Below are 12810 nucleotides of genomic sequence, written 5' to 3'. Positions count from 1 at the left end.
GTACGACCATGTCGGACACCTAGGTGTGCTGTCCCACTTCGGTGGCCAAACCTGGTCACCCGGTGTTCGTGACCTGATCGTGACCCGCCGTGCCCTCGGAGTTGCGCCCCGGACCGTCCGGTAGCGCGCTGAACTGCCGTTTCACCGGTTCCCGGGGCCGCCGACGAGCATTCTGCCTCGATGGTGGATCGAAAATCCCGTTGTGCGCGGCGCAACTCTGCGTGACCGTGCGGAACGGGTCGATCCGTTCCAGGTCCGCCCGGATCCCGCTCGCTGTCCACGAACTGTGCGTACGTTCAAGGCTCACCGCGGGGGTGACACAGCGACGTGCCCTGCCCGGTACCGGGACGACGTCGAGCTGTGGAGGTGGGCTGTGCTGCACGTGCTGAGGACATCGCCCGTCCTGCGGTTCGCCGTCGTGGGCGTGGCCATGTCGGCCCTGCACCTGGCGGTGTTCCACCTGCTGGCCGGTCGGGTCGTGGCCGAGCTGGCCAACGTCGTCGCCTTCCTCGTCGTCACCCAGGTCAACTTCGCGGTGAGCGACCGCTGGACCTGGGCGTCGCGCCGGGTCGCCGGTCGCCCCCTCCGCGCGCAGCTGGCCCGCCTGCTGGCCTTCAACGCCACGGCCGCCTCCGGGTTCGCGCTCAACGCGCTGGCCTTCTCGGTGGCCTTCCGGCTGCTGGGCCTCGGCGCCACCCCCAGCGCACTGGTCGGCATCGTCGCCGGCTCGGGCGCGACCTTCCTGCTCAGCTCCCGCCTGGTCTTCCGCCGCTCGCCGGCGATCCCGTAATCCCGCTCCACCCCAGCACGCCGTCCCCCGGACCCGGGACGCACCGCCCCCCACGCGCACCGACGCCCGTGGGCGGTCCGCCGTCCCGTCTGATCCGTCCCGACCACAAGAGAGGTGGCCCCGCGTGCTCCCGTCCGCCCCGGACCTGGACATCGTCATCCCCGTCTTCAACGAGGAGGCCCGTCTGGGCGCCACCCTCGACGCGCTCACGGCACACACCGCGACGCTGCCCCTCGACGTGCGGATCACCGTCGTCGACAACGGCTCGGTGGACCAGACCGCCGAGGTCGTCGACCGGCGAGCCAGCCGGTTGCCGGCCAACACCCGGGTGCGGGTCATCGGTTGCGCGCGGCAGGGCAAGGGAGCGGCCGTGCGCCGCGGGATGCTCGCCGCGACCGGCCGGTGGCGCGGGTTCGTCGACGCCGACCTGTCCACCCCGCCGCAGGCCCTGACCGAGGTGGTCGCCCGCCTGGGTGAGGGCACCCCGGTCGTCATCGGCTCGCGCCGGGTCGCCGGTGCCGACTACGTGGTTCCCCAGCCGCTGGTCCGCCGGATCGGCTCGCGCACCTTCCGGCAGATCACCCGCCCGCTGGTCGGGGACGTCGCCGACACCCAGTGCGGCTTCAAGTTCTTCAGCGCCGCCGCTGCCGAGCAGGTGTTCTCCCGGGCCACCGCCAACGGGTTCGCCTTCGACGTGGAGCTGCTGGCCGTGGCCAACCGGCTCGGGCTGCGGGTGCTCGAGGTCCCGGTCCGCTGGACCGACCAGGACGGCTCGTCCTTCGGCATCTGGACGCACGGCCGCCGGATCGTCTCCGAGGTGCTCGCCGTCCGCGCCAGCCTGGCGAGGATGGCGTGAGGCTCCCGGCGCGGGAGTCCCGCGTCGTGCTGCTCTCCCGTCGGGACCGGGCGCACCCCGATGCGGGGACCGCCGAGCTCTACCTCGCGCGGGTGGCCCGTGAACTCGTCCGGCAGGGCACCCCTGTCGTCCTGGTGACCAGCCATGTCGAGGGCAGCCCGCGGCGCGAGACGGTCGACGGCTACCAGGTCCGGCGTGCCGGCGGACGTCGGACCGTCCGCCTGCACGCACTGCTGTGGCTGCTGCTGCACCGCCGGTCGACCGGTGCGGTGGTCGACTCCGCCGACGGCGTGCCGTTCTTCAGCCCGTTCGTGGTCCGCGGGAGCGTGCCGGTGGCGTTGCTCGTCCACCACGTCGAGGTCGACGGGCCCGCCGGCCGGTCGCCCTGGGCCGTGCTGGCCCGCTGGGCCGAGGGACCGCTGACCCGCCACGTCTACCGCGGCCGCACCGCCGTCGTGCGGTCGCCGGCCGTACGCGTGCTGGTGCGCCGGCGGCTCCGCTTCGACGGCCCCGTCCGACTGGTACCCGGCGGTGCCGACCGCGGCCGCCGCGACGTCGTCCGCGCGGCCGCCCCGCGGGTCGTCGTGGTCGGCCGGCTCACCGAGCGGGCGGGCCTGGACCAGCTGGTCGAAGCCGTCGCCCAGGTCGGTCGGGTCTGGCCCGGGACGCAGCTGCACCTCATCGGCGACGGTCCGGCCAAGGCCGGGCTCGAGACCCTCGCCCGGCGCACCGACGCCCGGGTGGTGTTCCACGGCGTGCTGTCCGACGAGCGCCGCGACGGTGTCCTGGGCACCGCCTGGGTCACCGTCAGCGCCTCCGACGGCGGCGACTGGGGGCTCGGCCTGCTGGCCGCCAACGCCCTCGGCGTCCCCGCCCTGGCCCGCCGGGTGCGCGGGGTCACCGACGCGGTCCAGCCCGGGCGGACCGGCTGGTTGGTCGGGGACTCCGTGAGCGAGCTGTCCGCCGGGCTGAACCAGGCCCTGGCCCACCTGTCCGACCCGGAGGAGGCCGCCGCGATGTCCCGGCAGGCTCGCTCCTGGGCCGCCCAGTTCACCTGGGCGCAGACGGCCGAGGCGATGCTGCAGGCCCTGCGCACGGAGGAGGCCCGTCGTCGGCGGAGCACCGCCGGCCAGGCCGAGCGCCGCACCGGCAACGACCTCGTGGTGGTGCTGAGCGTGCCCACCGCCGCCATCGGGACCGAGTGGGAGTCCGGACGCCGGGCCGGGGACGTGTGGGTCTCCGACGGGGCGCGGGTCCGCGGGCTGCTGACCGGCGCCGACGAGTCCGACATCCCGGGCATCCTCGACCGCCTCGCCGTCGACCGCGACCACCCGGACGTCCAGGTGCTCGTCGCCCGGCACACCGATCTGCTCGGGCTCGACGAGACCACCGCGGAGCAGGTCGTCGAGCACGCCGAGGCGGTCGGTCGTCCGGTCCTCGTGACCACCTCGACCAACGCCGTCGCCGGTCCCGGCGACGAGGACGGGGCGCACCGTGCAGCCTGACCCGAGCACCTCGACCTCCCGCCGGCCCGGCCGGCGGGTCCTGCTGCTGGTGGCCGCCGCGCTCGTCGTGGCCCTGGCGGCCGGCCTGGTCGGCTTGGCGCGGGCGGACGACCGCGTCGCCGCGGCCGTCGACCGGGTGACGGCCGACGCCCCCATGAGCGTCGGGGACCGGACCGCCCTGGACGCGCTGTGGCGGGTCTACAAGGAGACCTACCTGGAGCCGGGCACGAACCGGACGCTGGACAAGCAGAACGACGACATCACCACCTCCGAGGGCCAGAGCTACACGATGATGCGGGCGGTCTGGTCCGACGACCTGGCCACCTTCCGGGCGAGCTGGCAGTGGACCAAGGACAACCTGCAGCGGCCCGACTTCCTGATGTCGTGGCGGTTCGGCGAGCGGCCCGACGGCACCTACGGCGTGCAGACCGAGGTCGGCGGCGACAACACCGCCACCGACGCCGACGTCGACATCGCCTTCTCGCTGCTGATGGCCTACCAGCGCTGGCAGGACGACACCTTCCTCTACGACGCGCTGCCGATCATCAACTCCATCTGGGACGAGGAGGTCGTGGCCGTCGGCGGTCGCCCGGTGCTGGTGGCCAACGACCTCGAGCAGGACGACCGCGACCGCGTGCTGCTCAACCCGTCCTACTTCGCGCCCTACGCCTACCGGGTGTTCGCCGAGGTCGACGACGACCCGACGCACGACTGGTCGGCCGTGGTGGACAGCTCCTACGAGATCCTGGCCGAGCTCGACGCCGCCCCGCTGGACACCGCGACGTCGGCCGGGCTGGCCCCCGACTGGGTGTTCCTGGACCGCCGGACCGGCGCCTACAGCGCCGTCAGCGACACGCTCACCACCCGGTTCAGCTACGACGCGCTGCGCTCGCCGTGGCGGCTCGCCCTGGACCTGGAGTGGAACGCCGAGCCCCGCGCCCGGGCGCTGCTCGAGGAGCAGGACGTGCTGGCCGACGACTGGCGGACCGACGGCCGGCTGGTCGCCGCCTACTCCCGCGACGGGTCACCGGCCGCGGACTACGAGGCCCCGGCCATGTACGGCGGCACGATGGGCTTCTTCGCCACCGTCGAGCCGGAGCTGGCCACCGAGGTCTACCAGGACGAGCTGCTGCCGGTCTACGACGCGGACACCGGCAACCTCACCACCGACCTCGGCTACTACGACTCCAACTGGGTGTGGTTCGGCATGGCGCTCTACCTCGACCAGCTCCCTGACCTGACCGAGGTGTCCGCCCCGTGACCGCTCCCCAGCTGGACCGCTTCTCGTTCCTCCAGGAGATCCCGAACCGGGCCTTCCTGGTCGGCAACGTGGCCTTCGCCCTCGTCTACACGCTGGTGATCACGTTCGCCTTCCCGCACGGCAACCCGGTGCTGTTCGGCGTGCTGATCGCCACCGAGGTCTTCCACCTCGTCCAGATCGTCGGGTACTGCTGGACCGTCTGGCGCCGTGACGCCGAGCGCGCCTTCGACCCGGCCTTCGCCGGCTCGGTGGACGTGTTCATCACCGTCTGCGGCGAGCCGGTGGACATCGTGCGGGCGACCACCCGCGCCGCGCTGGCGATGGACTACCCGGGCCGCGTGCGTGTGCACCTGCTCAACGACGGCCTGGTGGCCGGCAAGGACGACTGGCGCGACATCGAGGCCCTCGCCGATGAGCTCGACGTCACCTGCTTCACCCGGGTCACCCCGGGAGGCGCCAAGGCGGGCAACATCAACCACGCCCTGGGCCGCACCGACGGCGAGTACGTCGTGGTGTTCGACGCCGACCACGTGCCGCACCGCGACTTCCTGGTCACCGTCATGGGCTTCTTCACCGACGAGCGCATGGGTTTCGTGCAGACCCCGCAGTACTACGCCAACCAGCACGCCAACCGCATCACCCGTACGGCCTGGGACCAGCAGACGCTGTTCTTCGGCCCGATCATGAGCGGCAAGAGCCGGCTGGGCTCGGCCTTCATGTGCGGCACGAACATGGCCCTGCGGCGCAGCGCGGTGCTCGAGGTCGGGGGCATGTGCGAGGAGAACATCGCCGAGGACTTCCTGACCTCGCTGTTCCTGCACGAGCGCGGATGGCGGTCGGTGTACCTGCCGCAGGTGCTCGCCGAGGGCCTGGCCCCCGACGACTTCCTGAACTACTACAAGCAGCAGTTCCGCTGGACCCGGGGCAGCCTCGAGGTGATCTTCAAGTACAACCCGCTGGTCCGCCGCGGGCTCAGCTGGTCGCAGCGGCTGCAGTACCTGCTCTCGGCCAGCTACTACCTCTCCGGCGCCGTCATCGTCGTGTCGGCTCTGCTGCCGGTGGTCTTCCTGCTCACCGGGGCGACGCCGATCGTCACGTCGACGATGACGCTGGCGCTGGTCTTCGTGCCCTACATGTGGATCAACCTCTACGTGCTGCAGCGCACCAGCAACAGCTGCTACAGCTGGTCGGCCATAGCGTTCTCGCTGAGCGCGTGGTGGCTGCAGCTGTCGGCCCTGTACGCCGTGCTGGCCGGCAAGAAGACGGCGTTCGCGGTCACCAGCAAGGACGTCGGCGACGGCGGGCGGCCCAACTTCCTGCGGCTGGTCGTCCCGCAGCTGGCCTACATCGCCCTCGGCGTCGTCGCCCTCGGCGTCGGCGCGGCCCGCGAGGGCTTCAGCCCCTCGCTCATGGCCAACCTGGCCTGGCTGTCGGTGCACGTGGCCATCTCGGTGCCGTTCATCGTCGCGGCGTCGCCGTCCCGGGCGCCGCGCCGCGAGCTGGTCGAGGTGCCCGCCGAGCCCACCCTGGTCGACGAGCCGGTCGGGGTCCTCCGATGACCGCCACCCTGGACCGGCCAGCGGTCACGGTCGGCCGCCACGCCCGCGTCGAGGCGGCACGGACCCGGCCTCGCCGCGGACGTGGCCTGGTCGTCGCGGTGCACCTGGTCAGCGCGGCCGTCGTGGTGGCGTGGTCGCAGCTGGCGTTCCTCGGCCGGAGCCTGCGACTGGACGAGGCGCAGAGCCTGTGGCAGACCAACCACACCTACGGCCGGCTGCTCGAGCTCATCGCCCAGGACGTCCACGTCCCGCTCTACCACGTGGTGCTGCGCACCTGGCGGTTGGTGCTCGGTGACGACATCGGCACCGCCCGGGTGCTGTCGCTGGTCTTCCTGCTGGCCTCGCTCCCGCTGTTCTACCTGGTCGCCCGCAGCGTGCTGACCCAGCGCTGGGCGCTGTTCGCCCTCGTCGTGTTCTCCACCTCGCCGTTCGTGCTCTGGTACGGCAACGAGGCGCGGATGTACACGATGCTGCTGCTGGTCACCCTGGCCAGCCAGGTCGCCTTCCTCGCCGTGGTGCGCCGCGGCCGGACGGCGGCGTGGGTCGGCTGGGCGGCCACCGCGGTCGTGGGCGCCTACGTGCACTACTTCTTCTTCTTCGTGCTGCTGGCCCAGGGCCTGTTCCTGCTGGCGGTGAGCCGCCGGCTGCCGGGCCGGACCGTGCTCAAGCTGACCGGGGTCGTCGTCCTGGTGGTCGCCGCCTTCCTGCCGTGGTTCCTGTACTTCCGGGCCAACGGATCGGCCTCGGGCACCCGGCCGCAGCTGCCGACGCCGTCCTCGGTGGACTTCTCCAACGTCTACTCACAGTTCCTCTTCGGCTTCCAGAGCGACCCGGTCAACACCACGCTGGTGTCGGCCTGGCCGCTGCTGGTGCTGGGCGCGCTGCTCAGCGTGCGGGTCGGCAGCCGGCTGGACCGCAACGGCGCCTACCTGCTCGTGGCGGCGTTCGTGCCGGTGCTGACCGCGTTCGTGGTCAGCCACCTGGTCACACCGTTCTTCCTCAGCCGCTACATGGTCCCGGCGGCGCCGGCCCTGCTGGTGCTGGTGGTGGCCTTCCTCGCGGGTCTGGGCCCACGGGTGTCGAAGGTGCTGGCCGGCGCCCTGCTGGCCGTCACCGTGGCCGGCACCACCGTGCAGGCCACCAGCTCGGACAACCCGGTCGAGGAGGACTACCGCGCGGCTGCCGAGCTGGCCGAGCAGGCCGGTCCGCGCGACCTCGTCGTCGTCAGCTCGCCGTTCACCATCTACCCGTTCGAGTACTACTACGACGGTGCGGCCCGGGTCAGCACACTGCCGGTCTGGAACCGGCAGCAGTCCGCCCCGACCTACGACGCGCCGGAGCTGCCCGCCGAGGCGCAGTCGCTCACCGACGGGCACCAGTACGTCTACCTGGTGCTCAGCTACGACCAGGGCTACCAGGACGACGTCTACCAGTACTTCGCCAGCCGCTACGAGCAGACCGCGGCGTACGCGCCCTCGGACGGGCTGCAGGTGCTGGTCTTCCGGGTCGGCTACGCCGAGGTCGTCCCGCTGGGCAGCCCGCCCGCCTGAGCCCCCGCCGGCGTCCCGCGGTCCGGGACGCCGGCGGTCGGGTCACCCCCCGGTGACCTCCACCCGGGCGACGGCGTCCCGGCCCGACGCCCACAGCAGCAGCTCGAGGGGCTCGCCGGCCACGGTCGTCGGCGACGGACCCGACCGCAGGGTCCTGGTCTGCCCGGTGTCGGTGCGCCGGACGACGAGCCCGCCGGTGCGCGGCCGGGTCCGGGCCAGGAAGGGCACCTGGCCCCACAGGGCGTCCTGCGCGGCCCGGGGCAGCTCGCGCGGCGCCCAGTTCGGCCGGGCCCGGCGGACGTCCTCGTGGTGGATGGTCATCTCGGCGCCGTTGACCAACCGGTCGACCGGACCCCACGCGGTGGGCAGGAACGCCGGCGGGCCCTGGCGCACCCGGTCCACCAGCTGCGGCCACGGCGTGCCCCGCCGGGTGCGCGTCATGACCCGCTCGGTCCAGGCGCCCAACGGACCACCCAGGACGGCCCCGGGTGCGGCGTCGGGTCGGCGGTCCCGCACGACGAGGTGCGCGGCCAGGTCGGCCGTCGTCCACCCCGTGCAGCAGGTCGGCTCGTCGGGCCCGAGCTCGGCGAGCAGGTCGGCCAGCGCGGCGCGCTCGGTGCGGGACAGCGGTGCGGAGGAGTCGCTCACCGCACCGTTGTACCGCTGCCCCGAAATCGTGTAGCCGGGGTAACGACCGCGAGTACGCTCGGCGGACACCCAGCAGCACCTCTCGAGGGAGACGCGTGTCCCCGCGCAGCACCAGAAGCACCCCCCGCGCGCGCAACCAGAACACCGTCGTGCGCACCGAGCGCGAGCAGAAGAAGGTCATGCGCCGCGGCTTCCGGCACATCGGCCGGGCGATCCGCGAGCAGCGGGGCATGTTCGTCCTCGCCGTCCTCGGCAGCAGCCTGTACGGCGGCATGACCGTGGCCAGCGCCTACGTCATCGGCGGCATCACCGAGCGCGTCGTCCTGCCGAGCTTCGAGCGCGGGTCTGTCACCGCCGGTGCCCTGACCCTGGCCGCCGCCGCCATCCTCGGGGTCGCGGTCCTCAAGATCGTCGGCATCATCGGCCGGCGGCTGTTCGCCGGGATCATGAGCTACCGGCTGCAGGCCGACTACCGCCGCCGGGTCACCGGGGCCTACCTGCGGCTCCCGCTGTCCTGGCACCAGCGGCACCCCACCGGGCAGCTGCTCAGCAACGCCAACTCCGACGTCGAGGCCAGCTGGTTCTTCGTCGCCCCGCTGCCGTTCGCCTGCGGTGCGCTGGTCATGGTGGCCATCACCGTGGTGGCCCTGTTCCTCACCGACCCGCTGCTGGCGGTGGTCGGCCTGGTCGTGTTCCCGCTGGTGTTCCTCGCCAACGCCCTCTACTCGCAGGTCATGAGCCCGCGGATGGCCCGCGCGCAGCAGCTGCGGGCCGAGGTCTCGGAGATCGCCCACGAGTCCTTCGACGCCGCCCTGGTGGTCAAGACCCTGGGGCGCGAGGCCGACGAGACCACCCGGTTCGCCGGCAGCGCCGACGAGCTGCGCGACGGGCTGGTGGCCGTCGGCCGGGTGCGCGGGCTGTTCGACCCGCTCATGGAGGCGTTGCCCAACCTGGGCACCCTCGCCGTCCTGCTGGTCGGGGCGGGCCAGGTGGCCAACGGGTCGACGAACGCCGGTGACCTGGTCTCCATCGCCTACCTGTTCACCCTGCTCGCGCTGCCCATCCGGGCGATCGGCTGGGTGCTGGCCGACCTGCCCCGCGCCACCGCGGGCTTCGACCGGGTCACCCCGGTGCTCGAGGCCGAGGGGGAGACCCCGCACGGGCCGGACACCGCAGCGGTGGGCACCGGCGGCGCCGGGGTCGGCGTCCAGGCGGTGGACTTCGGCCACACCGACGCCGACGGCGCGGTCAACCAGGTGCTGCACGGCGTCACGTTCGACGTCGCCCCGGGCCGCACCGTCGCCGTCGTCGGCCCGACCGGGTCGGGCAAGTCGACGCTGGCCGGGCTGCTCGTGCGGCTGGTCGACCCGCACGACGGGCAAGTGCTGCTGGACGGCGTCGACCTGCGCAGCCTGCGCGAGGGCGAGGTGTCCACCCAGGCGGCGTTCGTCGCCCAGGGCACCTTCCTCTTCGACGACACCGTGCGCGGCAACATCACCCTGGGCGGGGAGTACACCGACGAGCAGGTGCACGCCGCCCTGCGGGTCGCCGCCGCCGAGGACTTCGTGGACCGCCTGCCCGACGGGCTGGACACCACGGTCGGCGAGCGGGGCGCCAGCCTCTCCGGCGGGCAGCGCCAGCGGCTCGCGCTCGCCCGCGCCGTCGTCCGCCGTCCCCGCCTGCTGGTGATGGACGACGCCACCAGCGCGGTCGACCCCAGCGTCGAGGCCCGCATCCTCGACGCCCTGCGCGCCACCGACCACCCGGCCACCGTCGTCGTGGTGGCCTACCGGCAGGCCACCATCGGCCTGGCCGACGAGGTGGTCTGGATCGAGCACGGCCGGCTCGTCGCCCGCGGCAGCCACGCCGAGCTGCTCGCGCAGGTGCCCGGCTACGCCCGGCTGGTGCAGGCCTACCGACCACCGGACGCGATCACCCCGGCCGAGCCCGAGCCCGCCGGGGCGCAGGCATGACCGCCACCACCCCGCTCGACGACCGGGGCACCGAGTCCGCGACCGCCACCCTGCGGCGGGGTCTGCGGATGATGCCGGAGTTCCGCCGCGGCCTGCCGGCCACCTTCGCCCTCGCGCTGGTCGCAACGGCCGGCCGGGTGGTCGTCCCGATCGCGGTGCAGCAGACCCTCGACCGCGGGCTGGGTGCCGCCGGCGGGCCCGACATCCCGCTGGTCCGCGAGCTGGTCGCCGTCTGCGCCCTGGTCGTGCTGGTCACCGCCGTGGCGGTCTACCGGATGAACGTGCGGCTGTTCCGCACCACCGAGACCGCGCTGGCCAACCTGCGGGTGCGGGCCTTCCGGCACGTGCACGACCTGTCCGTGCTGCACCAGCAGGGCGAGCGCCGCGGCAACCTGGTCTCCCGGGTCACCAGCGACGTCGACCAGCTCTCGGTGTTCATGCAGTGGGGCGGCGTGCTGGGCCTGGTCAGCCTGGGCCAGCTCGTCGTCGCCACCGTCGTCATGGCCGTCTACTCGTGGCAGCTGACCCTGCTCGTGCTGGTCTGCTTCGTGCCGCTGGGCTTCGCCGTGACGTGGTTCTCCCAGCGGTTGGCCGCCGTGTACGGCGTCGTCCGCGAGCGGGTCGGCGACGTCCTCGCCGCGGTCGGCGAATCCGTCGTCGGTGCCCCCACGGTGCGGGCCTACGGCATCCGCGCCCGGACGGCGGCCCGCATCGACACCGCCATCGACCGCCACTACGAGGCCTCGGTCCAGGCGCAGCGCACCACGGCCGGGGTGTACGTCAGCGGTGAGTTCGTGGCCGCGGTCGCCAACGCCGCGGTGGTCGTGGTCGGTGTGCTGCTCGGCGTCGGCGGCCAGATCTCGGCCGGCACGCTGATCGCCTTCCTGTTCCTGGTCACGCTCTTCGTGGCGCCGGTGCAGACCGCCAGCGAGGTGCTCAACGAGGCGCAGAACGCCGTGGCCGGGTTCCGCCGGGTCCTCGACGTGCTCGACACGCAGCCCGACGTGCAGGACCCCGAGGACGGCGAGACGCTGCCGCCCGGGCCGCTGGGCGTCCGGTTCGACCACGTGGTGTTCCGCTACGCGCCGGGCGCCCGGGCAGCGCTGGACGACGTCGACCTGGAGATCGCGCCCCGCGCCCGGGTGGCCGTCGTCGGCGAGACCGGCTCGGGCAAGACCACGTTCGCCAAGCTGCTCACCCGGTTGATGGACCCCACCGGGGGCCGGGTGCTGGTCGGCGGGCGGCCGCTGGACCGGGTGGCGTTCGCCTCGCTGCGCGAGCGGGTGGTCATGGTGCCCCAGGACGGCTTCCTCTTCGACGCCTCGGTCGCCGACAACGTCCGCTACGGCAAGCCGGGCATGACCGACGCGCACGTGCACGCCGCCTTCGACGAGCTCGGCCTGGGCGAGTGGGTCGAGGGCCTGCCCGACGGCGTGGCCACCCAGGTCGGCCAACGCGGCGAATCGCTGTCGGCGGGGGAGCGGCAGCTGGTGGCCGTGGCCCGCGCGTACGTGGCCGACCCGGACCTGCTGGTGCTCGACGAGGCGACCAGCGCGGTCGACCCGGCCACCGAGGCCAGGCTCACCCGCGCCCTGGACACCCTGACCGACGGTCGCACGACGATCACCATCGCGCACCGGCTGTCCACCGCCGAGCGGGCCGACGAGGTCCTGGTCGTCGACGCCGGCCGGGTCGTGCAGCGCGGGTCGCACGCCGAGCTGGTCGACGTCCCCGGTGTGTACGCCGGGCTGCACGCCTCGTGGCGGCGGTCCTCGGGCGCGCCGGTGGGTTGAGGGCCGCGCGCCGCCGCTACCGTGCCGCCATGACCGAGGTCCCCGTGCGCAAGGTCCCGCCGATCCCCGCGGGGGTGGCCGCCCTCTGCGGCCTGCTCGGCGCCCTGCCGGTGGCCTTCTTCGCGGTCTTCGTGGGCCTGCTGTCGCTGGGGTACGAGGACTGGCGCGGAGCCGTGCTCGGCGCGGTCCCGGCGGTGGCCTTCCTGGTCGTGCTGGTCGGCGTCGTCCTGCTGCTGGCCGGCCGGTCGTGGAAGGTGCTGGTCGTCGGGGCGGTCGCCACCCTCGCGCTCGTGCTGTACGCCGTCGTCGACGGCGCCGCCGAGGACGACCTGGGGTCGATCGTCACCCTGGCCGCCGGGCCCGCGCTGGCCGCGGTCTTCGCGTCGCTGCCCCAGGTGCGCGCCTGGGTCGCCGCCCGCCGGGCCGCCCGCGGGTGACGGACCCGCGAGCGGACGCACCGCGCCCCGGCGTCCCGGGGTCGGTCACCGCGGCCACCGTGCTGGTCTGGGTGGGCGGCGTGCTCACGCTGCTGCTCGCGCTCCTGGTGACCGCCGGCTCGCAGCTGCGGGAGGCCGAGTTCGGCGTGCCCGGCGTGGGGTGGTCCCTGGTCGCGGGCGTCGCGGTGCACCTGTTCCTGGCGCTGGCCGGTCTGGTCGCGCTGCGGGCCCGGCACCAGCGCTGGTTGCTCGTCGTCGCCGCGGTGCTCGGGCTGGCCGGGGCCGTGGTGGTGCTGACGGTGGTCGGCAGCCCGACCCTGGGCTGGCTGGTGGCGGCCTGGTCGGCCGGCGTGCTCGCCGCCGCCCTCACCCCGTCGGCCGGCAGCTGGGTGGCCGGGGCGCCGGGGTCCTGACCCCGCTCGGTGCGGGGTCAGGACC

11 protein-coding genes are annotated in these 12810 nt (G+C 73.7%); 10 read left to right on the top strand and 1 reads right to left on the bottom strand.

Annotated features, from left to right (window positions below; all coding sequences use genetic code 11):
• Nucleotides 1–373 precede the first annotated feature (373 nt).
• From BLS67_RS12525 to BLS67_RS12500, 6 genes are all read left to right on the top strand, one after another.
• On the top strand, nt 374–790 hold the full coding sequence (locus tag BLS67_RS12525) for a GtrA family protein (protein WP_091245387.1): 417 nt from the start codon (nt 374–376) through the stop codon (nt 788–790).
• 124 nt (nt 791–914) lie between these two features.
• Nucleotides 915–1646, top strand: coding sequence for a dolichyl-phosphate beta-glucosyltransferase (locus BLS67_RS12520; protein ID WP_091245385.1), 732 nt, complete (start codon nt 915–917; stop codon nt 1644–1646).
• Nucleotides 1643–3151 (top strand): glycosyltransferase family 4 protein, encoded by a 1509-nt coding sequence (locus BLS67_RS12515; RefSeq protein WP_165617567.1) that lies wholly within the window; start codon nt 1643–1645, stop codon nt 3149–3151. Before BLS67_RS12520 ends, BLS67_RS12515 begins: the two co-directional genes overlap by 4 nt.
• A complete protein-coding gene (locus tag BLS67_RS12510) occupies nt 3141–4412 on the top strand; it encodes a family 8 glycosyl hydrolase (RefSeq protein ID WP_091245380.1) in 1272 nt (423 codons plus the stop codon). The genes BLS67_RS12515 and BLS67_RS12510 overlap by 11 nt, the downstream gene beginning before the upstream one ends.
• On the top strand, nt 4409–5971 hold the full coding sequence (locus BLS67_RS12505; RefSeq protein WP_091245378.1) for a glycosyltransferase: 1563 nt from the start codon (nt 4409–4411) through the stop codon (nt 5969–5971). Before BLS67_RS12510 ends, BLS67_RS12505 begins: the two co-directional genes overlap by 4 nt.
• Entirely contained in the window at nt 5968–7521 is a 1554-nt protein-coding gene (locus tag BLS67_RS12500) for a glycosyltransferase family 39 protein (RefSeq protein ID WP_091245375.1), read from the top strand. Before BLS67_RS12505 ends, BLS67_RS12500 begins: the two co-directional genes overlap by 4 nt.
• Nucleotides 7522–7563: 42 nt before the next feature.
• On the opposite strand, the gene BLS67_RS12495 is transcribed toward BLS67_RS12500, so the two are convergent.
• Nucleotides 7564–8169, bottom strand: coding sequence for a TIGR03085 family metal-binding protein (locus tag BLS67_RS12495; RefSeq protein ID WP_091245373.1), 606 nt, complete (start codon nt 8167–8169; stop codon nt 7564–7566).
• A 95-nt stretch (nt 8170–8264) separates the two neighbouring features.
• On the opposite strand from BLS67_RS12495, the gene BLS67_RS12490 reads away from it, so the two are divergent.
• The 4 genes from BLS67_RS12490 to BLS67_RS12475 are packed head-to-tail and all read left to right on the top strand — an operon-like array spanning nt 8265 to nt 12785.
• Nucleotides 8265–10142, top strand: coding sequence for an ABC transporter ATP-binding protein (locus tag BLS67_RS12490; RefSeq protein WP_242654036.1), 1878 nt, complete (start codon nt 8265–8267; stop codon nt 10140–10142).
• Nucleotides 10139–11935, top strand: coding sequence for an ABC transporter ATP-binding protein (locus BLS67_RS12485; RefSeq protein WP_091245368.1), 1797 nt, complete (start codon nt 10139–10141; stop codon nt 11933–11935). The genes BLS67_RS12490 and BLS67_RS12485 overlap by 4 nt, the downstream gene beginning before the upstream one ends.
• Before the next feature lie 29 nt (nt 11936–11964).
• The gene (locus BLS67_RS12480; protein WP_131801727.1) at nt 11965–12372 is read left to right on the top strand and encodes a hypothetical protein; all 408 of its coding nucleotides are present in this window, start codon (nt 11965–11967) and stop codon (nt 12370–12372) included.
• Nucleotides 12369–12785, top strand: a complete 417-nt coding sequence (locus BLS67_RS12475; RefSeq protein WP_091245362.1) for a hypothetical protein — start codon at nt 12369–12371, stop codon at nt 12783–12785. The genes BLS67_RS12480 and BLS67_RS12475 overlap by 4 nt, the downstream gene beginning before the upstream one ends.
• Nucleotides 12786–12810: the final 25 nt, after the last annotated feature.

It is taken from the genome of Klenkia soli, assembly GCF_900103975.1.
Classification (GTDB): domain Bacteria; phylum Actinomycetota; class Actinomycetes; order Mycobacteriales; family Geodermatophilaceae; genus Klenkia; species Klenkia soli.
The sequence above is the reverse complement of the archived record's forward strand: the minus strand, read 5'-3'. Positions and strand labels throughout refer to the sequence as shown.